The organism is Halodesulfovibrio spirochaetisodalis (assembly GCF_001672295.1).
Taxonomy (GTDB): domain Bacteria; phylum Desulfobacterota; class Desulfovibrionia; order Desulfovibrionales; family Desulfovibrionaceae; genus Halodesulfovibrio; species Halodesulfovibrio spirochaetisodalis.
This window is the reverse complement of record NZ_JXMS01000032.1, coordinates 1-21,936: the sequence shown is the minus strand read 5'-3', so window position 1 is coordinate 21,936 and position 21,936 is coordinate 1. Positions and strand designations below refer to the sequence as shown.

Here is a 21,936-nt window from a genome sequence, read left to right as displayed (position 1 = left end):
TGTGCCGTTTTTCACACAGTTTCTTGCTTGCTTCCACACAATTGTGATGTATATTACAGAATTCATAAGGCGGATTGAGTATTCAATGAGTTCTTATGGCAGTTACTCATTTAACTAATTATGAATAGGGGTGTGTTAGTGTCTTTATCATCACACACTGGTGTAATGAACTTTGGTTTCCTGCAAACCAAGAATGCACCTGCAATTAATCGAAGCGTCGGTATTATCGGCGCAGGACCATCCGGACTTGCCGCAGCAGGCTTGCTGGCCAGTCAGGGATATGAGGTCCATGTGTATGACAAGCTTCCTAAGCCTGGCGGGTTGATGGTTTTTGGTATTCCAAGCCATAGAATTCCTGCTGATCGCATCAGTCGAGGGGTACGCGATCTCGAGCGCAGGCTTGGCGTCACTTTTAGAACCAATACAAAAATATGCTGCAGTGCGCCTATGCACGAAGAAGAGGGCGATCATTTTGCGGCTGATATTTTAGGTCTTTCAGACCTGACAGATAACCATGATGCAGTGGTAATATGCTCCGGTTCATGGAAGTCTCGCAAGCTGACCATTGAAGGCAGCGATCTTGCGGGTGTTTACTCCAGTCTGCAATTTCTTTTTCCGATTCGCGCAATTAAGTATGCTCACAGCAATGTGTCTATGCCGGACGTAAAGGGGAAAAAAGTCATTGTTATCGGTGCAGGACACTCTGCTGTTGATGTGGTCGATTCTGCAAGAACGTTAGGTGCAGAAGATATTTCGCTTGTATATCGACGTACGGTCGCGGAAGCTCCGTGTGGCAAATTTGAAATTGACCGTATTCAAGAGATGGGTGTTTCCTGGCTTGAAAAGCGAACACCGGAGGCAATTCTCGGGTCTGATCATGCTGAAAAACTGGTTGTTCATAACGGAGTGACCGGTGAGCGTGAAGAATTGGATGCGGACATAATCGTTAGTGCAATCGGTGAAATTCCGACTCCGCCGTTCCAGAAAGAACTTGGTCTCGAAAACGTGCGCAAGGGCGATGTCCGTTGGCTGAATATGACAGCTATGGATAACGTATTTGTAGCGGGGGATGTACTTTCCGGCCCAAGTAAAATTGGCAAGGCTGTATACAGCGGCTTGCGTGCTGCCCGTTCACTTGCAAACTGGCTTGATCTTAAAGCGCAGTCTCGAGAAGCGGAATACAACTTTGATGCGGACAAGATTTCGCGGTAAGCGGCAGAAGTAAAGGTGACAAGCATGGAAGAACAAAAAACATTATTTATCGATTACTCCAAGTGCATCGGCTGCGAAACGTGTGAGGCTGTGTGCAGGTTCCTTTATGATACCCCACGTATTGCCATGTCGCGCACCATTGATGGAGAAATAGTACCATTATACTGTCAGCACTGTGAGAAAGCCGCTTGCCAGCGTGTCTGTAAGCGGGGGGCAATCCATCGTGATGCGCAGGGAGCAGTCCTGCATGATCCTATGAAATGCCGTGGGTGCGAGACAAAGGATTGTTTGATTGCCTGTCCATACGCAGCGTTTTTTGCAACCTGTAAAGGTGTTGCCGTTGCAAAATGTGATTTGTGTAAAAAGCGCAGGGCAGAGGGGTTGCATCCGGCTTGCGTGGAAATGTGTCCATGTGATGCGATTAAGTTTATTGATCGCACTGCGATTGCTTCTTTGAAAACTGAGGCATCAGAAGAGGCATTTAAACGCGTGATGGCACATATCCGCCCTAAAAAGTTTGTTGATTAACGTCAGTTTTCTCTGTTGCATCTGAGGGGATGGTGCATCAAATTTACATTTCACTAAGCCATATTTGGTCGGGAGTACGAAGGTTATGCAACACCCGTAAGGGGAAAGCCTTCTGCCGTTCTACTAGGCGGTGTTGAAGCTCCCGACCTTTTTTGCCTACCGCCTGAATCATGTCTTGAAACAAGCTGAACCTTGACACTAATACCTGAAAAAGACTAATTTTCCCATAGGTGTTCTCAGCGCCTTTAGTCCATAGCGGTTATTCCGCTCCCGTAAGAAGTGGTTTTTTTGCGTCTAATGACCAAAATGCACAGTCCCTAGGATAAGTGCATCTAGTGATTGGAAGCATCATTACTTATCTACGCCAAATATTTTGGTCGGGAGTACGAAGGTCATACAATACCCTAACGGGAAAAGCCTTCTACCGACTATGGACGGTTGAGAGCTCCCGACCTTCTTTCTTGTGAAGAGGGCAACTTCTCAAAATCTCAATAACCATAGGAGGTGCCATATGGCACAATCAATTACCATTCCCCATTCTTTCGATCCCATTACTCAATTGTACGATGTAGCAAGCACCTTGCGAATGCTGCACGAAAAGCTCGGAGACGAGTACCCAGAACTGAAGCACACATGGAGCTGCTTGGAGCGTTCCCTTAACGACTGCCTAGAAGTTCTGGATGCAGACGCCGTAGATGAAGCGTTGAAGAAAAGTGAATAGGAAGATATTGAAGAGAAAGAAAAAACCCCGCTTATGCAGCGGGGCTTTTTCTTATAGAGGGGATGGCGTGTCTTGAATGTGTTTTAATTTTGTAATTTCGCGAGCTTGTGGTGAGTCAATTGTTGAGACAGCAGCGTAAAAAGAGTTAATGCTCTTTTCGGTGAGTTTATAAAATGTTACCCAATTTGAGAAAGTAAATTCATGGAAAGTAAAGTTTTTTACCGTGTTTTCAATGTGTTGAACTAGTTCTCCTCTGAGCTCGTCCTCTTTGAGAAAAACTTTAATACGTTCGACATCTTTTATGAGTATTTTTCTATTTCCTTCAAACCAATTTTCTTTGCTGATAGTTCTCTTTTTACCATCAGGTTCAACGACTGTTATGAGGTCTGTTGGGTATGCTTTTAAAAGAGTTTCTGTATAGTTAGTGAGATCTGCAGCTTTCCTGCTTAAAACAGAGATGCGGTATGTAGCATTTGTTGCATAAGATTTCGTTCGATCTGTGTTGGGAAAATAGATGTTCATCATATAGAAAAAAAATGATGCGATGTAGCCATAGGCAACATTATTCCACATGTTGAAGAGTAAATCTGCATCTGGGAATTCAGGAGGTTCGTTTCGTGTAAGCCAATATAATATCGGGAAAAATAAGAAGAATATGAAGCCTATTGTGGCTCCTTTAAACGTATTGTCGTGCTTGAAATCGAATATGAGATTGTTAAACATAAGTTGACTCTGTTAGAATAAAATAAAGTGAATGGGGACTTCAGACGTTATTTAGGGTGCTAAATGCTATTTTAAAAAAAGAGGGGTTTCGTGAGAAAATAGTTCGATGATAGCTACAAGTCCAAGGAGCAAGGGGAGAGCTAGGTCAAAAAGTAGGCGTAACTTTGAAACCGCGATAGTATCTTTAGCCTCCAAAATTAATTTTGTAAAAACCGTCTCTAGCGTTAATGTTTCACTAATAGATTTTGCGAAATTTTTTCCGAATTGTTTGGATAATAGAAAGTAAAGTGGCTTGGCGTACGTTTTTGCACGCTCTGCGGCTTTTTCTTTTGTTGGAGTGCTAATTGGGTCTTTTATTAGTTCGCACCAGTAGTGTGTAAGTTCTGAAAGCGAGCTTGTTAAAAACATTAATTCAAAATAAATTAACAGCGCCAAGATACCGTGTTTTAGAGCCTCTGGGTTGTTCTTAAGAACAAAATATGGAACATCTTTAAGTTGTACGTTATAAGACAACATGAAAAGGATTGCTGAAGATAGGCAAATAAGATTTCTCCGATGCCGATAAACTTGGTCAGAGAAAGAATGGAATGGGATTGATGGTGTTTTTTTAGTCATTCACAGATTATCCTATTGAGATACAAAGAGATTCTGTTGCTGCGCTGGCGGCACAGTTTTCACTTTCTCCCGTAATTCTTCCGGCAGTTTTAATGCTGACGGACTCAAAGTGTGGGAGAATTCCAAGTTCGTAACCCATGTGTGACCGCAGGTTGGGTCTTTGCAGCCGCAGTAGAGCAGTTTGAGCTTGTCGGAAATAATTTTGCTGGATTCTATGCGCGATTCATGCCCGCATACGCAGCAGCGCTGAACAACAGATCTACTCATAATGTGTTTTCCTTATTGAATTATCATTATTATAAAATCGAATATCTCCGTATGTCAAAATAAGTATCGAGAATCTTTTATTATGAGACATTTTTGTAGGCAACATCAGGCAAGGATTTCATTTGAAAGCAGAAATGTTGTCATCATTGTTCCTCAAAACAAAAGGGTTCCCAAAGAGTTGGTACTCTTCAGAAACCCTTGTAGTGATCTGGCGGAGAGAGGGATTCACCCCCTCGTTATGTTATGACATCTAAGCACTGTTTCAAGTAGTGTGCTTTACGGTGTTCTACTGCTCAGGATGTGCTTTCAAATATTCCAGCACAGTATGAGCATGATCGGTTGTTTTAAATTTATTGAACACCTCTTCTATCTTTCCATCTTTGCCTACCAAAAAACTTATGCGGTGAATGCCGTCATAAATTTTTCCCATAAATTTCTTTTCTCCCCATACTCCGAAACCTTCTGCAATTTCATGATTTTCATCTGAAAGTAGTGAAAAGGCGAGCAGCTGTTTTTGAGAGAATTTTTCCAGACGTTTCACTGGGTCAGGGCTGATTCCGAGAATAGCTATCCCCATAGAGTCAAAGGCATCCAGGTTGTCACGCAACCCCTGTGCTTGTTTGATTCACCCCGGAGTAGATGCTTTGGGGTAAAAATACACCAGCACCCGCTCTTTTCCTATGAAGTCAGAAAGGCAAATTTCTTCTCCGGATTGGTTTGTCAGACAAAAGTCTGGCGCTTGATCGCCCGGTTTTAGTGTTTTCATATTCACTCCTTACTATCTCAAAAGTGGTACTTTGCTGTGGTAGTTAATTCTGGCTAGCTTAAAAAAACGTACCTCACCTCTATTTCTATAGCTCTAGAACGCTTCAGGCTATGGTATCATGAATCCGCGAGTAAATCTGTAACGGCTCTGTGGCGCTTATTTGAAAAAGCCTACTGTCTCTATGGTACCAATAACAAAATAGATGGTGCAATCTATGAGTGAACAAAAAGTAAAAAAAATAGTCGTGTTGATGCGTCATGGTATCCGTGCCCCTAACCAGTCTATGGAAAAATTAGCGGAATGGTCACATAAAGAGTGGCCTGTCTGGCCTGTGGCTCCTGGCTTTTTGACTGGAAGAGGGCGAGAGCTCATGACTGTGTTCTGGCGTCAGTACAGGCTGCAGGAGCCATATAAGTCTCTTTTGTATGCAGGCGGACACTGCATCACTCCTGAGGATGTTTTTATCCATGCGGATATTGATGAGCGTACCCAGACAAGTGCGGCTGCGTTTGCCTTGGCGTTAGCTCCGGAAGGAACACTGCCATATTATATTACAACAGATGTCAAAATTGACCCTGTTTTCCATCCGGTTCGGGGAACTGTCTGTCAGTCTACTGAGGGAGAAGTAGAAGGGGATATTCACGAGATTGTCGAACATTCATTTTCTCAGCTGGCAGAAAAGTACGCAGAGCAACTTGAGTTTGTGAATAATTTGCTTGGCGAAATGCCGGATGAAACATGCAAAGAATATGGTGTAGAACAGGCCTGCGAACTGAAAGATCTCCCCCCGCGTGTTAATTTTTCCAACAGTGGACGGACAGTTAATCTGCGGGGTGCATTGGGTATAAAAGCAACCCTGATTCAAAACTGGCTGATGGAAAGTGCACAATGGCCGGAGAGGAATCCAGGGTGGGGCGAAATTACACCGGAGATATTTTCAAAGCTTCTTGTTGCCCGTGCAGCTATTTTTAATAGTTTTAACAGGGCGGACGGATATGCTCGAGACCGCGGCAGTGCCATTCTTAATTCAATGACTGATTCACTTGTTGGCAGGCATGCAGACAGCCGAGTCAATGATGCACGGTTAATTGTCTATATGGGGCATGATACTAACATTGCACATATAAGTGACTTGTTAGGACTGGAGTGGGATTTGGACGGGTTTGCCGTTAATGATATTCCGCCCGCAAGTTTCCTGCAATTTATTTTGTGGGAGAAAGATACTGGTGAAGAAGTTGTAACTGCAGAGTTTGTAGCCCAACCACTGGATGTGATGAGAAGCTCCTGTCCTGAGAATGTTCTTCCGGCTGTGCTGATTAACAACCTGAGATTTAATCCCGTAAAGCATAGTCCTCACGATGTACCTGCCTCTTTTTACCCTAAAGAAAAATTTTGCTCAGTAGTCTCAAATGTAATTAATTTGGACTGCCTCCCTCCTCGATTAGGATTGAAGCAGGGGCTTATGAGATGATTTTACAAGTTAACATAATCCTAAAGGGCGAGTGAGCACCTGTGATGAAAGATAGTTAATAAATTGGCACTCCGTTATTTCCACAATGAGAGGTCAGAACAAAAAAAGCCCGCATCATAATAAGATGCGGGCTTTTTTTATGAGATGGATTACTTAAAGTTTAGTTTGTCTGTAACGTTATATTGAATCCAGCGATGATCGAACCATTCAATCGGTGTTACAGGAATGCCTGAAATGATAACGCCGAAATGGAGGTGGTCGCCACCCGACATGCCGGTTGAACCGGAGATGCCGATGATGTCACCTGTGTTAATAACGGAACCGACAGTTGTCTTGATTTCTGTCATATGTGCGTAGAGTGTTTGCAGTCCAAGGCCATGATCGATGATGACAACATTACCATAAATTCCAAGGTTCCCTGCGTACACAACAGTTCCTTTGTTTGCCGCAGGAATAGGGGATTGTTTGCGTGAAGCAAGGTCAAGACCGAGATGAGTCTGCTGGTCAATGACTTTGCCATCATACATGTAACTTCTGCGGTCACCAAAGCCAGCTCTAGTTGCGGAATTAGGGAAGCGGATAAATTTGTCCTGCCATAAAATAGAAGAAGAGGTTTGGCGTCCGATGTTGACGAGCGCATCGCGGTTTTCTTTTCTAATTTTACGGTTCACTATGAGGAAACGTTCCAGATTGCTGGTTGCTTCAGGGGTGTCCTTGGAGAATGCCGGCATCTGACTGTTCAGGAATCTGTCACTCAACCGGATTTTGTCGTTACGGAATTTACGCGGGAGCGGGTTGATGGAAAAAGGCTGGTCATACACGTTTCCAGCTACGTCTTCAGCGAATGCTCTAGGTGTGTAGTCCTTTCTGTCGATATAGTGCGGGAATGCAAAAAAACAGAAATATGTTCCGTCGGACTGCTTGTAGCCCGGGAAAAAGACATCATCTACCATTACACCGGAAGCTTCTACAGGTTCTGATATTGTGTACGCAATTACGCCTGCACCACCTTGCCAGATGTTTGGCGGAAGAGATTTTACAGTAATGCTTGGCGGCGTATTATCCATTCGCATGGTAATAACTTTGCGGGTGGTGTTTCCTTTGCCAAATGCTGCTAACGAGGTGTCTGTTGCAGTAATAAGCATTTCAAAAGCACCATCAGAAACGTCGGCATTGGCAAGTGGGACTTCGAGAGTTACGGACTGGGTGCCCGGCTCAAATGTTGTAGAATAAAGCGGGATGGTTTTAGAATTTTTGCGAACCGCGATGGAGAGGTTTTTCAGTTCAGAGGTGACGTCATGCAGCGACAGTGTAACTGTGCTTTTTTTGTTGACTCGAGCATCCTCTTTGTCAACTGCAACTATCGGCCCTTGCTGATCTTTAAATAAAAGCCAGCCGGCAATAGCACCACCGCAGATGAGTGAAAGGAATATAATGAAGAAGAAGGTTTTTTTAAGGCTCGCCATGAACAGTCCCTTGTACAACGTTAATTTAGTGGAATAGAGTAATAGTAATATTACCTGAGACAAGTGGTTATAAATGGTGTCTGCGCGACAATAATGGAATGAAATCATGCACCGACTATATAGTTATAGGTAACTATAACTCAAAAAATCGATTATTTCATGATATTTGTGAGCAATTCGGTGTTTGATGAATAGAAAATATTAGTAGGTTACATCATTCCAGAAGCGCAGCAACCGACGAGACATTACCCAGTTACAGTAAATCTAACAAGGCAAACAGGCACTTTCTCCCCAGATTTTGTCTAGCAACGCTAGGTGTCCAGCGCGTCCATCAGATCGATAGTGAGCCGTAAAAAATCTGCTTCTGTAATTATTCCAACCAGTCTGTCTTTTTCGACTACAGGAAGGCAGCCATATTTATGGTTCAGGAGCAGCTCTGCAGCATCCCGTAAACTAGCGTGGGGAGCTACTGTATAGATATCACTTCGCATAATTTCTGAAACAGGGATTCCTGCTTCTATTTCATCCTGCACGTCTTCATCTATGTCAGCAAGTTTTGAAAGTGTGGAGGAAAGGATGTCTCTGTGTGTTATAAGTCCTACAAAAATATTACCATTTTCTACAACTGGAATATGACGAATGCGAGCCAGTTCCATCAGTGATTTGGCAGCCATTAATGAATCAGATTTCTTAAGAGTAAAGAGATTGGTGGCCATCAGGTCTTGTACATGCAGCATGTTTTCTCTCCATTGTTTTGATAAAATTGACAATGTTCATATTAGGTTGCAAGGTGTCAGACTGCGTAAGCAGTTGACTTGTACGAAAAAATCTGCTTCTCAAGCCGGACAGATTTGGTATCTTGTTTACAAGTGTAACGCTTGGTTGTTTTTCTGACTATACTATTTCACGTTAAAGGAATCTTATTTTGCCGCACGATTTGAAGCGTAACAGAGAGAGAATGGTTCGCGAACAGTTAGAGTCACGAAATATCTCTGATCCGAATGTGCTACAGGCAATGCGGACTGTGCCGCGTCATAAGTTTGTACAGGATGCCATGAGGTTGAATGCCTATGATGATAATGCGCTGCCGATTGGATACGGCCAGACAATTTCTCAACCTTATATTGTAGGGCTCATGTCACAAGCGCTTGAAGCAACGCAGGGAATGAGTGTGCTTGAAATTGGTACGGGTTCCGGCTATCAAGCGGCTGTGCTCCATGCAATGGGGCTTCAGGTGTATTCCGTGGAGCGCATTGAAGAGCTGCACGCTGCAGCAAGGAAACTTTTTGCAGAGCTCGGATACACTTCTGCACAATTTAAATTAGATGACGGTACGCTCGGGTGGCCTGAAAAAGCTCCATTTGATCGTATAGTCGTTACGGCAGGCGGGCCGGAGATTCCTAAACCTCTTGTTGACCAGTTAGCTGACCCCGGAATTCTTGTGCTGCCAGTTGGTCGTGCTAAAAGAACACAGCAGCTAGTTCGAATACGAAAAAATAACGGTGACATCACATTGGAGAAACTGGGCAGTGTTGCCTTTGTTGACCTTGTTGGTGAACACGGATGGTAACTAATGAAATTGATGTCTACGCTGATGGACTGGGTGTCTAAAACAGCTGTCTCTCCTAAAGCAAAGTGGGTTCTGGCGTTCGTTGCTTTCACAGAATCCATAATCGTTCCTCTTCCACCGGATCTTCTTTTGATTCCAATGGCGCTGACTCAGCGCAAAAAGGCATTTTACTTCGCAACAATCTGCACGGTTTTTTCTGTGTTGGGTGGTGCGGTTGGTTATTATCTCGGCTACCACTTTATGGACTTTATCGGAATGCCGATTGTCCGGTTTTACAACCTTTCGGCTGAATATCTTCGGATCAAAGAGTGGTACGATGCGTATAACGCATGGGCAGTCGCAGCTGCCGGGTTAACACCGATTCCGTATAAGCTGTGCACGTTGTCGGCAGGAGCCTTCAAAGTAAATTTTGGCATTTTTATTATCGCTTCCATTGCAAGCCGGAGTTTGCGATTCTTTGCTATTGCCGCTCTTATCTATGTGTTTGGTGAGCGGGCACGCTACTTTTTGGAAAAGCGATTTGATCTGGTACTAGTCGTAACGCTCATTCTGGCGATTGCCGGATTTATAGTATTAAAATTTCTCTAATGGCTGTTTTTCTGCCCGATCACTTGACTGATCGGGCAGACTGCTTATCTAGCCATTAAATATAAGGAGTTGCAAACATGTCTTCTTGCAGCGGGTGCTCCTCTTCCAAGGAATTTACTCCGGGGAAAGAGATTAAAGCGAGCCCAAAAAAGAATATTCAGGACGAGATGATTAACTGTACGCTGGATAAAATCCGCCACAAGTTATTCATCATGAGCGGTAAAGGCGGAGTAGGTAAAAGCTCTGTCACCGTTAACACTGCTGCAGCGCTTGCTGCCAAGGGTTACAAGGTCGGGATTCTGGATGTGGATATACATGGTCCGAGTATCCCGGGACTTCTTGGCGTGAAAGATTCCGGTCTGGAATCTGATCGCGGTGGTTTGTTGAATCCTGCTAAAGTGAACGACAACCTGTACGTTGTTTCTATGGATTCCTTACTTAAAGATAAGGATACAGCAGTGCTTTGGCGTGGTCCTAAAAAGACTGCGGCAATCCGCCAGTTTGTTTCAGATGTTAACTGGGGCGAATTAGACTTTTTACTTATTGATTCCCCTCCGGGTACTGGTGATGAACACATGACTGTTCTCAAAACCATTCCGGATGCAACATCTGTCGTGATTACAACTCCGCAGGAAGTATCTCTTGCAGACGTACGTAAGGCCGTTAACTTCTTGCAGTATGCAAAAGCTAACGTGCTTGGTGTTGTGGAAAATATGAGTGGTCTGGCCTGTCCGCACTGTGGTGAGGAGATCGAGCTGTTCAAAAAAGGCGGCGGTAAAGAGCTTGCTGAAAAATACGGCCTTGAGTTTTTAGGCGGCATTCCGCTCGATCCTGCAACCGTAGTGGCTGCTGACAGGGGGGTTCCAGTTGTGATGCTTGAAGAAGATACTGCAGCAAAACGAGGATTTTTGAATCTTGCTGATAATATCGTGAAAGCACTTAACTGTAGCCTTGAATCTGTGTCATCGACTCATTCCTAACGCTGCGACAGGTGTTATAAAAAGTATCAGGCGACATCCTGAATTGCATACCAATACAAAAAACCATGACGGGTTCGTCATGGTTTTTTTGTGAAAAAAGTAAAAAATACTTTAAATAACTCTGTATACTATCAATATATTATAATTTGGTGTTCCCGCAGCCTTTGCACCTTGTATGAACTGTGATACACAGCGTTATCTTGAATAAACCAGCTAGGGGTAGAGCACACATGTTTAATTTGGCAAACAAGATTACCATGTTTCGGGTTTTGTTAGTTCCTTTTGTCGTAGTACTTTTGTACTTTCCAAGCAAAGCCACTTGTTTAATTGCGTTTTTCCTTTTTTCACTTGCATCTTTTTCTGATCTTGTGGACGGATTCATTGCACGTCGTGAAGGCATGGTGACAAGTTTTGGCAAATTTTTAGATCCGCTTGCGGACAAACTGCTGATCTCATCAGTGCTGATCATGCTTGTAGAGCTTGGTTGGGCGCCTGCATGGGTTGTTATCACCATTATCTGCCGCGAGCTTATTGTAACTGGGTTACGAGCAATGGCTTCTGACGAAGGTATTGTTATCGCAGCTGATAAATACGGAAAAATGAAAACAGTCATGCAAATGCTCGCGCTTTCGCCTATGATTATCCACTACCCGTTGTTCGGCTATGATGTGGCAGTTATTGGCGAAATACTTCTTTACATTGCATTGATCCTGACTGTATTTTCGGGCGGAAATTATCTTTTCGGGTTTTACAAAAACTGGTTGCAGCAGGACGGATAGAGCGTTTCTGCTGAGAGACAATGGCAAAAGGCACCACCTCTTTTGTCTAACTCGCAAGGAAGATACATGAAAGAACTTGAAGAATTGAAAAGCAGGTTGCGCAACTGCCTGCATACAATTCTTGAGCTGGAACCTGATCTTGATGACATTGAGCTAAGCCACGATCTGCGTGATGAGTTTGGTATGCTTAAGATGCTCATCGAACGAATTAACGAGATGGAACTGGTTGAAGATGATGTTGCTCGGATTGAATCAGCAACAGTGAGCTTTCTGGAAGAATTGCAGCTTCCGATGTCACATGTAAAAGTTGCTGCTGAAAGACGGCGTTTTTTACAGTAACTATGGTAACAAAGCGAATTTTGTTGGCGTTGTCAGTGCTGCTGAACGTTTCGCTCATAGTGTATTTACTGGTGAGCGATAACGGGGTGGGGAACTACAGGGCACTGAAAGCAGATACGTATGCTTTCACTCAAGAACAAAACAGACTTGACGAAAAGGCGTATTTACTTAGTCACGAAATACGGCTGTTGCAAAGTGATTCTGATTATGTAGAGAAGATAATCAGAGCACGTCTCGGGTTTGTTAAACATAACGAGATCTTGTATATTTTTTCCGATGGTAAAAAAAAGATTCCAGTTGGAGTGCGTGAATGATTCAGGCAAAGATCAAGTGGTATAAGGAAGTTCTGGAACTCGATCCTGGTTCTAAGGTGTTCTTTCCGCTTGCGCGACTCCTTGTTAAAGAAAAAGATATTATTGAAGCTGTTTCTGTTCTCAAAGCAGGGCTGGAGCGTCATCCTGAGCATTTTGAAGCTCGGCTGCTGTTGCTGAATTGCCTTGAACGTATTGAGGACTTTGATCAGATTGACTCAGAACTGGGGGCACTTGGGGAGATACTTAAGCGTTACCCGAAATTCTGGAAAATATGGGCAGGATTACTTGCTGCTGAGCCGGGATCACAAGATGCTGCTCTGGCAATGACGTTTCTTGCCGCAACGTTTGAAGAAACTCCAATTACCTGGCGAGAGGTGATTGACCGTGGTCTTCAGACATGTCTTGAAGAAAATGCTGAACAATTTCTTATAGCGCGTCCCGTTTCTGACCAACAACCGACACCAGTTGCAGAGCCTTCAGTTGTTGAAGAATCTTCTTTGACTGACGATGCTGAGGAAAATGTTGTGCCGGTCACTTCGCTCCAAGATATTTCCCAGTTAAAAAGTTTAGCAGAACTTGAAGGTGAAATTCCGTTAATACGTAAACAGGATCCTGTTTATAGCGGCACCGTGGAAGGGGGGGAGACCATTTCAGAACGCACCTTATCTATGGCACGCATTCTCGCGGACCAAGGTGATCTGAAAGGCGCTCTTGAAATCTGTGATGAACTCACAGAGCACGTAACAAGCAGGGAAGAACTTGAGACCATAACTGAGCTTCGTTCAGACCTTCTGGCAGAAAAAAATAATTCTATGCCGGAACGTACAGGAACTGTTACAAGCAAGGACAGAATTGTTCAAACGCTTGAAGCGCTTGCTGTACGTCTGGAAGCTCGTGCTTCTTAGTTTTTCTTTTATATAGTTTCGGGAGATTGCATTGCACTATTCATTGAGATGTAGTGTCGCGCTGTGTGTACTGCTGACGTTGGTTGTCGGCTGCAAACAAAGTGTAAAAAACACTTGGCGCGAAACTAAAGGCTATTACCATACCTACGTAAACACCCCTGCTGAACTTGCCTTTGATGACGTTGATTTGATGACAGTAGAAGAGAAGCTTGCTGTCATGTACACCCCTATCGGTGAGGAACTGGAACAATTTGCACGCACAATGGATGCCAAAGATGTTTTTCCTGATCTTGCGTGGATTGAGGCAACAAGAAAACGTTTTCCATGGCTTTCCGGCATAGCGGTTGTAAACATTGAAGGTAAAGTTTTAATGCAGCGTCCAGAGGTAAGTATGAAGCCTTTGAATGTTGCTCCGCTTCTTAAAGAAGATGCCAAGTTCGGGTTCCGTAAATTGCGTGGCTATGTGGATGAGACTCCACTTGGTAATGAGGCATACGTTGCAATGCCGTTTTTTGTTGATAATGAAATGCGTGGACTTGTTGTTGCGCACTTTGATGCCCGAAACCTTGTGGAACTTTCTCCTGCTCCAGATGATCTTGTTGTTATTGCAGACACTAAAGTTCTTTGGAGTGGCAAATACCAGTTTGAAAGTACACCATTTGCTGAAATTAACTGGCAGGAAATGCTTGGTGATGAAAGTTATGGTGTTTTTGAAGAAAGCGGTACTTCCTATACATGGCTTGTTCAGTACATCGGCAATATACCACTTGTCTTCGGTACAGCTTCAACTCAGGCATCTGCCGGATAGACTGTCTGTGCATTGTTGTATTGCATATAATAAACTGTTTGACTCTATGAGGTATTGTGCATAGAGCAGACATTCATTCCTGAATGATATTATGAAAGGGTACCTGCATTGTTCCTTCAATGCAGGTACCCGTTTTATGTCAGGAGCATAATTGTCTTAATGCCCGACACTGTACAGGGTCGGGCTGTATTATATTTTTCGGGTAATTGACAAAACCCGGTTCCATTGTAGTATGGATAAATTGATTTTATTCATAGATAGTTAGGAGTAATCCATGCGCCAAGTAACCGTTACTGAGCACCTTTTATTGCATCAAACAAAGACTCCTGATGCATCCGGTAAATTTACAGCATTATTTTATGATCTCATTTTGGCTGCAAAAACCATCTCGAAAACAATGAACAAAGCAGGCTTGCTCGATATCTTGGGAGCAACCGGTGAAATTAATGTTCAGGGCGAGCAGGTACAAAAACTGGATGCCTATGCTAACCGTGTACTGATTCACCGTATGGAACGTACAGGTGTACTCTGTGCTATTGCATCTGAAGAAAATGCGGATTTTATCCGTATTCCAGAACAATACAATCATGGTGAATATATTTTAATTTTTGACCCTCTTGATGGTTCATCCAATGTGGATGTGAATGTCAACGTGGGTACTATCTTCTCAATTCTTCGTCGCAAGTCACCAAAAAGCAATGATGTGACCCTGCAGGATATTTTGCAGAGTGGAGTTGAACAGGTTGCAGCAGGCTATTTCCTTTATGGCCCGTCAACTATGCTTGTGTATTCTACCGGTGATGGTGTGCACGGCTTTACTCTTGACCCTAGCGTTGGAGAATTTTTGTTGTCACATCCGGATCTTCGTATTCCTGAGCAGGGCAAAGTGTACTCTGTAAATGAAGGGTACTATTCTTACTGGGATGCTGCGACCCGTGAAGCAATAGAGTACTTCAAAGGCGAACAAAATCCATTGGGTAAACCGTATTCAGCACGGTACATTGGCTCACTTGTGGCAGACTTCCACAGAGGGCTTTTGAATGGTGGAATCTACATGTATCCGGCGGACTGCCGCAATCCTGGAAAGCCTAAGGGTAAACTTCGTTACCTGTGTGAGGCCTCTCCGCTTGCATATCTTGCAGAGCAGGCTGGCGGTGCGGCTACTGATGGTATGACACGTATCCTTGAATTGCAGCCTGAAGAACTGCATGAGCGTGTTCCGCTCTTCATTGGTTCCAAAAACGATGTCGAAGCGGTAACTGAAATTTACAAAAAGAATCATAACGCAGCGCAATAGCTGCAGTTGAAATTGAGACTGCGGAATACAGGTATGCTCACTTTAGGTATTGAATCCTCGTGTGACGAAACAGCGCTAGCACTTGTTGAGGATGGAAAGCTGTTACATAGTGTTATTTCAACACAGATTGATATCCACGCACTGTTCGGTGGCGTTGTGCCTGAGATTGCCTCGCGCGAGCATTACCGATTGATAGGGCATTTATACGATTCTTTACTTGCCAAAGCAGGCATTGATGCAGAACAAATAGATAACGTAGCGGTATCTAGGGGCCCTGGCTTGTTGGGTAGTCTGCTGGTGGGCGTGGGGTTCGCGAAAGGCCTTGTCGCTGGCACTCGTAAAAAATTGATAGGTGTCAACCACCTGCATGCTCATTTGATGGCTGCGGGGCTTGAGCAGGATATTGAACTTCCAGCTCTAGGGTTGCTTGTCTCGGGTGGGCATACACAGATTTTTCTTGTTCGTGGGGCAGATGACTTCACAGAGCTTGGAAAAACTCTGGATGATGCTGCCGGTGAAGCGTTTGATAAGGTCGCTAAAATGTTAAATATGCCGTATCCTGGTGGTAAGTATATTGACCAGTTAGGCAGGCTTGCGACTCCGGATAAGAAACGATTTACACGCCCGTACCTTGACAATACGAATCTGAACTTTAGTTTCAGTGGGTTAAAGACGGCATTGAGTTTATATATTGATGCCCATGCACACTTAAAGCTTCCGAGCCTCAACGATGTTGACGAGCTTTTTAATGGCTCTAGAGATGTGACTGAGCTTGCAGAGCTGTGTGCGTCTTTTAACTTTACTGTTGCAGATACCTTGCGGGTAAAAATGCAGCGTGCAGTTGACCAACGCAAAGAAGAGGGCGAGTTTGTAAAAAGTATTATTGTCGCCGGCGGTGTTGCTGCAAACAGCGTAATTCGCGAGACAATGACTGAGCTTGCATCAAAGAATAAGCTCTCGCTTGTATTGCCGTCGTTCAGCTTATGTACTGATAATGCGTCGATGGTCGCGTACATGGGTGAACAGCTTATTCTCAAAGGCTATTCACATGGATTGGACTTGGATGCCATTCCGCGTGGTAGAAAGATTCCGCAGGACTATCTGAATAGTTTGTGTTAGAAATTGAGTGTGAGGGAGAAACCCTGCCTCACGCTTGACACTGTCTTATAGGCTTACTATTTGTAGTTTTCAGTAAATATAACCTCCTACAGATATTTGCTGAGTTCTGAACGTAATGGCCGGAAGGCCAAGTTTTTAATGTTTAGTAAAAAAGGAGCGAACAATGGCTGCTCAAGTAACAGATAGCAATTTTGAAGCTGAAATTATCGAATCCAAGATTCCTGCACTGGTTGATTTTTGGGCTCCATGGTGTGGCCCTTGCCGTGCTATGGGACCAGTAATCGACGAGCTTGCTGCTGAGTATGATGGCCAGGTTCGTATCGTAAAAATGAATGTTGATGAAAACCCGGGTACACCTAGCAAGTACGGAATCCGTGCTATTCCTACCATTATCCTCTTTAAGGATGGCGAAGTAGTCGAGCAGGTTACCGGTGCAGTTTCTAAGAGCAGCATTCAGGATATGATTACCAAGAAGGCTCTTGGCTAATGAAAAAGTACGATTGCTTTGTAATCGGGGGCGGTCCGGCTGGAATGACGGCCGCCCTTTATCTTCTTAGGTCGGGGGTGACAGTGGCGATGGCTGAAAAGCTGACGCCGGGCGGACAAGTTCTGCAGACCGAGGAAGTTGAGAACTATCCGGGTTTTCCAAAAGGCATCAAAGGATACGAACTTGCAGATGTATTTGCAGAACATCTTGAGGGATACGAGCTTGATCGCTACTCAGAACCGGTAACTTCTCTTCAACATGTGCATGGTGCTAATAAGCTGAAAGTGGGCGATCAGGAGATTATTGCTCGTTCCATAATCATTTGTACCGGCGCCCGTTACAAAAAACTTGGTCTACCTAACGAAGAATTTTTGACAGGCAAAGGCGTATCTTATTGCGCTTTGTGTGACGGTAACTTTTTTAGAGACCAGACTGTCGCTGTTGTCGGTGGGGGGAACTCTGCTTTGGAAGAGTCCCTGTACTTGGCAAAACTGGTTAAAAAACTGTATCTCATTCACAGAAGAGAAGGCTTTCGCGCTGCTAAACACTATCAGGATAAAATTCTCGCCTCTCCTGTTATCGAAGTTGTTAAGAATACCATTGTTAAAGAGCTGCATGGTGAAAACGGCTTGACCGGGGTACTTGTTAAAAACTTGAAAACAGAAAAAAAGGAAGTGCTGCCTGTAACTGGTTTGTTTGTTTTTGTTGGCTATGAGCCTAACAAAGAATTGCTGCCTGAAGGTTTGCAGACAGACGAGACTGGTTTTATTCTGACAGATATTGAGATGCGTACAAACTTACCGGGTATTTTCGCTGCTGGTGATTGTAGAGCAAAGCAATGCCGTCAGGTGACAACTGCAGTTGGCGACGGTGCTACTGCGGCGAACTCTGCTTTCCTTTATTTGGAACAACTCAATGCGTAGAACGCTCCTTCGTTTTTTAGCTATTCTTCCACTGTTAAGTGTGCTGTCTGGTTGCGGAATTATTGATTACTTTTACCTTCCTCCGCCTGAGGATACTGCTCAGGAAATTTTTGAGGCTGGTAATGACGCCATGCGTGAGAAAAACTTCGCACAGGCGAAAGAGTATTTTACCACTCTTAAAGATAAATATCCGTTCAGTCCTTACGCTGTGGAGTCCGAACTTTCTTTGGCAGACGCGTATTTTCTTGATGGTGACTATCTGTTAGCAGTTGATGCATATAAGGAATTTGAATCCTTGCATCCTCGGCATAAAGCAATTCCATATGTGCTGTTCCAGATTGGTAACGCAAATATGAAGAGCTTTGTTTCTATCGATCGCCCTCAGGATAATATTGTAGAAGCATATGAGTTTCTGACACGACTGAAAGAGTCATACCCAGGGACAGAGTATGCGGAGAAAGCTACCGCGTTAATGCAACGTGCTCGTAAGCTGATGGCTGCACACGAAGTTTACGTTGCAGATTTTTACTGGAGACGTGAACATTATGGTTCTGCGTACGAGCGGTATAAGTTTGTGATGGAGAACTTTAAAGATGTTCCTGATTATCAGGAATATGTGAAAGAGCGAGCTCGACTTTCCTATTTGAAAAAAGCGGAACAGGAAGCGGAAAAGCTTCGTATAGACCGCGAAGGTTCTTGGAGAGATTACTTTGACTGGCTCTAGCCTCGCTTCGAAAGAAAATAAAAAACTCCCGCATAGATTGCTATGCGGGAGTTTTTTGTTTCCTGTTTAAAGACCGGTTTCAGCGCACTGCTCAAGCAATTCTCTATTAACGATGTGAACGCTACGCCCCTCAATGGAAATCATTCCTTTTTCACTCATCTTTTTTAATGTTCTTGAGAGAGCTTCAGGGGTTGATCCGATAACTTTTGCCAATTCTTTATGAGACATTGGTAAGTATACTTTTTGGTGTTTTTTGCCTTCGGTAGGCTCCAGCTTGGCAATAAATGTAGCGATGCGCTGCGGTACTTCCTGTAGTGAGAGAGTTCCGGCAAGTTCCATTGCGTCACGCAGCCGTTCAGATACTTTTTGAAGCATGGAAAAAAGAAAAGCAGTATCTTTTTCTGCAGCAGCAAAAAAGTTTTGCTTTGAAATAGAAATAACTCTGCACGGAGTTAGTGCTGCAGCTGTGACAGGAAATGGCTTTTTCCTGAACGTCGAACAGAGGCAAAAAGGCTCCCCATCCCCCAGAACAAAGAGAGTCTGCTCCTTCCCTTCGGGTGAACTTTTATACAGCTTGGCTGTTCCGCTGAGCAAAATATATAATCCGGAGGGATATTCTCCTTCTCCTATGATGATGTCTTTTGCTTTGAATGTCATTTCAACAGCATCACTCAGTAACACTGGAAAAATTTCTTCCGGAATCCCTTCAAAAAGTGGCAGTTTTTGAAATGCCTTTTCTAACGTGTTCATTTCTTTTGACCTGTTGATGTATGTCAATGCGCAATAAGCGCAATGTATTCATATATTAGTTTGGAGTTCAAAAGTTTTTATGTGGGTATGTCTTGTTTTAGGGAACAAACCCTCATGATTCAAGGAAGATTACAGGAAGCTGAACCTGATTGCCGTGTAAGCGCTGTACAGACACGGCAGTAACGTTAATGGAGGTCGGTGTATGCTTGCTACGTGTGCCTTGGTGTTGTCACGCTTTTTTGTGGTGCTGACAACTGCGCTTGGTGTCTGTCTAATTTTTTACGATGTCTCAACTGCCAACCAACTGACAAAGCAACCGGAAAAAACATATGGAGCAGAGCAGGCACGCAAAGTGTCAGCTCCTGCTAAGCGCTGGGTGACTGCTGATCACAGCCGGCATGAGGTTTTGCAACAGGAGTTTGCTACTCCTGAAGATGTAACCAAGGCATGCTTGTCCTGTCACAACGAAGCGTCTCGTCAAATCCATAAAACAATTCACTGGAGTTGGATAGACCCTGCGGACAGTGAAAAACAAATGGGTAAAAATGGCCTTACTCTCAATAACTTTTGTATTTCAATTCATTCAAATGAGCCTCGATGTACGTCATGTCATGCCGGATATGGTTGGAAGAACAAAAACTTTGATTTGAGTAAAGAAGAGTCCGTTGACTGTCTTGTCTGTCATGATACTACCGGAACATATAAAAAGTTCCCGACAAAAGCAGGATATCCGGCAAGTGAGCCGACAAAGTTCGGCAAGAAAACATTTCAGCCGCCTGACTATAATGTCATTGCTACATCAGTGGGGCGACCTACGCGTGCAAACTGTGGTGTGTGCCATTTCTTTGGTGGTGGAGGCGATGGTGTTAAGCATGGTGACTTGGACTCCTCACTGTTTACCCCAAGCCGTGAACTTGATGTTCATATGAATGCAGAAGGGGCGAATTTTACATGCCAGCGCTGTCATTCAACGGATGCACATTTTATAGCAGGGCGTACGTATAAGCAGCCTGCTTTTACGGATCGCAGAAGCCTCATTGAAGATGATCTTGTAAAGCGTATCTCATGTGAGTCGTGTCATACTGCAACACCGCATGCACAGGGGCATAAAGCAAATGATCATACGGACAAGGTTGCTTGTCAGACATGTCACATACCTGCGTACGCTCGCGTTAAGCCGACCAAGATGTATTGGGACTGGTCAACGGCTGGTAAAAAGAAAAATGGAAAGCCGTATAAAATTCCAGGTGCGCATGGAAAAGCATCGTACATGACAAAGAAAGGCAACTTTATCTGGGAGAAAAATGTTGAACCTGAATACTTCTGGTACAATGGCAAAATGGATTATTTGCTTGTCACAGATACAATTGACCCGAATCAGATTGTGAAATTGAATTCTGTGCAAGGGGATATGAATGATTCTGATTCACGCATTACTCCTTTTAAAGTTCATCGAGGCAAGCAGCCATACGATGCCGGTAACATGACAATGGCAATTCCACACCTGTTCGGTAAGGACAAAGCAGCATACTGGAAGAGCTATGACTGGAATACGGCTATTCAAGCCGGTATGGCAGCCGCAGGCGTACCATATAGTGGTACCTATGACTTTGTAGAAACTGAGTATCACTATCCGATTACACATATGGTAGCTCCGAAGGAGAAAACACTTGCATGTGATTCATGCCATGCAAGAAACGGAAGATTGGCGAAGCTGTCTGGATTCTACATGCCAGGGCGCGATCATAACAATACGGTGGATATGATCGGATGGTTTGCAGTGCTGGCGGCAATTATTGGCGTGTTTATACATGGTGTTATGCGAATACTCAGTAAGCGGAAAGAGCAATAGGGGTACTGTATGTCATCAACAAAGTTATATTTATATACTCGGTTTGAGCGTTTTTGGCACTGGGCGCAGGCTGCTTTAATTATCGCACTGCTTGTGACCGGCTTTGAAATACACGGCAGTTTTGTGTTGCTTGGATTTGGTTCAGCAGTCACGGTACACAATTTTTGCGCGTGGACATGGCTTGTTCTCTATGCATTTATTGTGTTTTGGATACTCACAACGGGTGAATGGCGACACTATGTGCCGACTTTTGTGAAAATGTTCGAAGTGATGCAGTACTATGCGTCAGGCATCTTTAAGGGTGAACCACATCCGGTGCCAAAGTCAGAGCGAATTAAGCATAACCCTCTTCAGCGCATTACTTATCTGGGGATTGTATCGGTGCTGGTTCCGTTTCAGATTGTGACAGGTTTTATGTACTACCTGTATAATGATTGGGCGGCGTTTGGCTGGGCATTTACCCTGTCAACAATTGCCATCCTTCATACTATTGGAGCGTTTGCCATGCTGGTGTTTTCTATTGTGCATATTTATATGACAACAACAGGGCACCATCCTTTTTCTCATATCAAGGCAATGTTTACTGGGTATGAAGAATTGGAACCAGAAAAGTAAGGACTTTTTTGAATGGCTTGCATAGGGCGGGAACACACTTTAGCTAGAGCTAGCCGTTTGATGCAAATTAGGCAAAAGGTATAAAAAAAGCCGCCGGAATTTCCGGCGGCTTTTTTT

General features: G+C 44.0%; 26 protein-coding genes. 19 read left to right on the top strand and 7 right to left on the bottom strand.

What is annotated here, in order from left to right; all coding sequences use genetic code 11:
- Window positions 1–165 precede the first annotated feature (165 nt).
- The 3 genes from SP90_RS14720 (at window position 166) to SP90_RS14710 (ending at window position 2,461) form a co-directional block, all read left to right on the top strand.
- Window positions 166–1,212 carry an FAD-dependent oxidoreductase gene (locus SP90_RS14720; protein WP_066857992.1) on the top strand — a complete coding sequence of 349 codons (1,047 nt, stop codon included), beginning with the start codon at window positions 166–168 and terminating at the stop codon, window positions 1,210–1,212.
- A 24-nt stretch (window positions 1,213–1,236) separates the two neighbouring features.
- A complete protein-coding gene (locus SP90_RS14715; RefSeq protein WP_066857989.1) occupies window positions 1,237–1,740 on the top strand; it encodes a 4Fe-4S dicluster domain-containing protein in 504 nt (167 codons plus the stop codon).
- Between the two features lie 511 nt (window positions 1,741–2,251).
- Window positions 2,252–2,461 carry a hypothetical protein gene (locus SP90_RS14710; protein ID WP_066857986.1) on the top strand — a complete coding sequence of 70 codons (210 nt, stop codon included), beginning with the start codon at window positions 2,252–2,254 and terminating at the stop codon, window positions 2,459–2,461.
- A 51-nt stretch (window positions 2,462–2,512) separates the two neighbouring features.
- Here the strand turns inward: SP90_RS14710 and SP90_RS14705 are convergent, their stop codons facing one another.
- The 4 genes from SP90_RS14705 to bcp all read right to left on the bottom strand — a co-directional run bounded on the left by SP90_RS14705 (window position 2,513) and on the right by bcp (window position 4,832).
- Window positions 2,513–3,184 (bottom strand): hypothetical protein, encoded by a 672-nt coding sequence (locus SP90_RS14705; protein ID WP_066857983.1) that lies wholly within the window; start codon window positions 3,182–3,184, stop codon window positions 2,513–2,515.
- Window positions 3,185–3,250: 66 nt separating this feature from the next.
- Complete coding sequence (locus SP90_RS14700) at window positions 3,251–3,799, bottom strand: hypothetical protein (RefSeq protein ID WP_157471335.1); 549 nt, start codon at window positions 3,797–3,799, stop codon at window positions 3,251–3,253.
- Window positions 3,800–3,811: 12 nt separating this feature from the next.
- Window positions 3,812–4,066, bottom strand: coding sequence for an ogr/Delta-like zinc finger family protein (locus tag SP90_RS14695; RefSeq protein WP_066857976.1), 255 nt, complete (start codon window positions 4,064–4,066; stop codon window positions 3,812–3,814).
- 286 nt (window positions 4,067–4,352) lie between these two features.
- On the bottom strand, window positions 4,353–4,832 hold the full coding sequence (gene bcp / locus SP90_RS14690; RefSeq protein ID WP_082936474.1) for a thioredoxin-dependent thiol peroxidase: 480 nt from the start codon (window positions 4,830–4,832) through the stop codon (window positions 4,353–4,355).
- 214 nt (window positions 4,833–5,046) lie between these two features.
- Between bcp and SP90_RS14685 the strand changes: the two genes are divergently transcribed.
- Entirely contained in the window at window positions 5,047–6,303 is a 1,257-nt protein-coding gene (locus SP90_RS14685; protein WP_066857973.1) for a histidine-type phosphatase, read from the top strand.
- Between the two features lie 149 nt (window positions 6,304–6,452).
- Here SP90_RS14685 and SP90_RS14680 read toward each other — a convergent pair whose 3' ends face one another.
- Both SP90_RS14680 and SP90_RS14675 read right to left on the bottom strand, forming a co-directional pair.
- The gene (locus SP90_RS14680; RefSeq protein WP_066857970.1) at window positions 6,453–7,769 is read right to left on the bottom strand and encodes a peptidoglycan DD-metalloendopeptidase family protein; all 1,317 of its coding nucleotides are present in this window, start codon (window positions 7,767–7,769) and stop codon (window positions 6,453–6,455) included.
- A 311-nt stretch (window positions 7,770–8,080) separates the two neighbouring features.
- Window positions 8,081–8,506: a CBS domain-containing protein gene (locus SP90_RS14675; protein WP_066857967.1), complete on the bottom strand. Its 426-nt coding sequence runs from the start codon at window positions 8,504–8,506 to the stop codon at window positions 8,081–8,083.
- Between the two features lie 188 nt (window positions 8,507–8,694).
- Here SP90_RS14675 and SP90_RS14670 point away from each other — a divergent pair, with 188 nt between their 5' ends.
- The 13 genes from SP90_RS14670 (at window position 8,695) to SP90_RS14610 (ending at window position 18,602) form a co-directional block, all read left to right on the top strand.
- Entirely contained in the window at window positions 8,695–9,339 is a 645-nt protein-coding gene (locus SP90_RS14670) for a protein-L-isoaspartate(D-aspartate) O-methyltransferase (protein WP_082936472.1), read from the top strand.
- A gap of 3 nt (window positions 9,340–9,342) precedes the next feature.
- Window positions 9,343–9,927, top strand: coding sequence for a YqaA family protein (locus tag SP90_RS14665; protein WP_066857960.1), 585 nt, complete (start codon window positions 9,343–9,345; stop codon window positions 9,925–9,927).
- 77 nt (window positions 9,928–10,004) lie between these two features.
- Entirely contained in the window at window positions 10,005–10,907 is a 903-nt protein-coding gene (locus SP90_RS14660; protein WP_066857957.1) for an Mrp/NBP35 family ATP-binding protein, read from the top strand.
- Between the two features lie 230 nt (window positions 10,908–11,137).
- Window positions 11,138–11,686: a CDP-diacylglycerol--glycerol-3-phosphate 3-phosphatidyltransferase gene (gene pgsA / locus SP90_RS14655; RefSeq protein WP_066857954.1), complete on the top strand. Its 549-nt coding sequence runs from the start codon at window positions 11,138–11,140 to the stop codon at window positions 11,684–11,686.
- Window positions 11,687–11,752: 66 nt separating this feature from the next.
- Window positions 11,753–12,025: a hypothetical protein gene (locus SP90_RS14650; protein WP_066857951.1), complete on the top strand. Its 273-nt coding sequence runs from the start codon at window positions 11,753–11,755 to the stop codon at window positions 12,023–12,025.
- A gap of 2 nt (window positions 12,026–12,027) precedes the next feature.
- Window positions 12,028–12,339, top strand: a complete 312-nt coding sequence (locus tag SP90_RS14645; protein ID WP_066857948.1) for an FtsB family cell division protein — start codon at window positions 12,028–12,030, stop codon at window positions 12,337–12,339.
- Window positions 12,336–13,244: a tetratricopeptide repeat protein gene (locus SP90_RS14640; protein WP_066857945.1), complete on the top strand. Its 909-nt coding sequence runs from the start codon at window positions 12,336–12,338 to the stop codon at window positions 13,242–13,244. Before SP90_RS14645 ends, SP90_RS14640 begins: the two co-directional genes overlap by 4 nt.
- Before the next feature lie 31 nt (window positions 13,245–13,275).
- Window positions 13,276–14,052 carry a hypothetical protein gene (locus SP90_RS14635; RefSeq protein WP_066857942.1) on the top strand — a complete coding sequence of 259 codons (777 nt, stop codon included), beginning with the start codon at window positions 13,276–13,278 and terminating at the stop codon, window positions 14,050–14,052.
- A 274-nt stretch (window positions 14,053–14,326) separates the two neighbouring features.
- A complete protein-coding gene (gene fbp, locus SP90_RS14630; RefSeq protein WP_066857939.1) occupies window positions 14,327–15,349 on the top strand; it encodes a class 1 fructose-bisphosphatase in 1,023 nt (340 codons plus the stop codon).
- A 33-nt stretch (window positions 15,350–15,382) separates the two neighbouring features.
- Window positions 15,383–16,468 carry a tRNA (adenosine(37)-N6)-threonylcarbamoyltransferase complex transferase subunit TsaD gene (gene tsaD / locus SP90_RS14625; protein WP_066857936.1) on the top strand — a complete coding sequence of 362 codons (1,086 nt, stop codon included), beginning with the start codon at window positions 15,383–15,385 and terminating at the stop codon, window positions 16,466–16,468.
- A gap of 163 nt (window positions 16,469–16,631) precedes the next feature.
- A complete protein-coding gene (gene trxA / locus SP90_RS14620; protein WP_066857933.1) occupies window positions 16,632–16,955 on the top strand; it encodes a thioredoxin in 324 nt (107 codons plus the stop codon).
- A complete protein-coding gene (gene trxB, locus SP90_RS14615) occupies window positions 16,955–17,878 on the top strand; it encodes a thioredoxin-disulfide reductase (protein WP_066857930.1) in 924 nt (307 codons plus the stop codon). The genes trxA and trxB overlap by 1 nt, the downstream gene beginning before the upstream one ends.
- A complete protein-coding gene (locus SP90_RS14610; RefSeq protein WP_066857927.1) occupies window positions 17,871–18,602 on the top strand; it encodes an outer membrane protein assembly factor BamD in 732 nt (243 codons plus the stop codon). The genes trxB and SP90_RS14610 overlap by 8 nt, the downstream gene beginning before the upstream one ends.
- A gap of 66 nt (window positions 18,603–18,668) precedes the next feature.
- Here SP90_RS14610 and SP90_RS14605 read toward each other — a convergent pair whose 3' ends face one another.
- Window positions 18,669–19,352 (bottom strand): Crp/Fnr family transcriptional regulator, encoded by a 684-nt coding sequence (locus tag SP90_RS14605; RefSeq protein WP_066857924.1) that lies wholly within the window; start codon window positions 19,350–19,352, stop codon window positions 18,669–18,671.
- Between the two features lie 202 nt (window positions 19,353–19,554).
- Between SP90_RS14605 and SP90_RS14600 the strand changes: the two genes are divergently transcribed.
- Window positions 19,555–21,204: a tetrathionate reductase family octaheme c-type cytochrome gene (locus SP90_RS14600; RefSeq protein WP_066857921.1), complete on the top strand. Its 1,650-nt coding sequence runs from the start codon at window positions 19,555–19,557 to the stop codon at window positions 21,202–21,204.
- Window positions 21,205–21,213: 9 nt separating this feature from the next.
- The gene (locus SP90_RS14595) at window positions 21,214–21,819 is read left to right on the top strand and encodes a cytochrome b/b6 domain-containing protein (protein ID WP_066857918.1); all 606 of its coding nucleotides are present in this window, start codon (window positions 21,214–21,216) and stop codon (window positions 21,817–21,819) included.
- Window positions 21,820–21,936 lie beyond the last annotated feature (117 nt).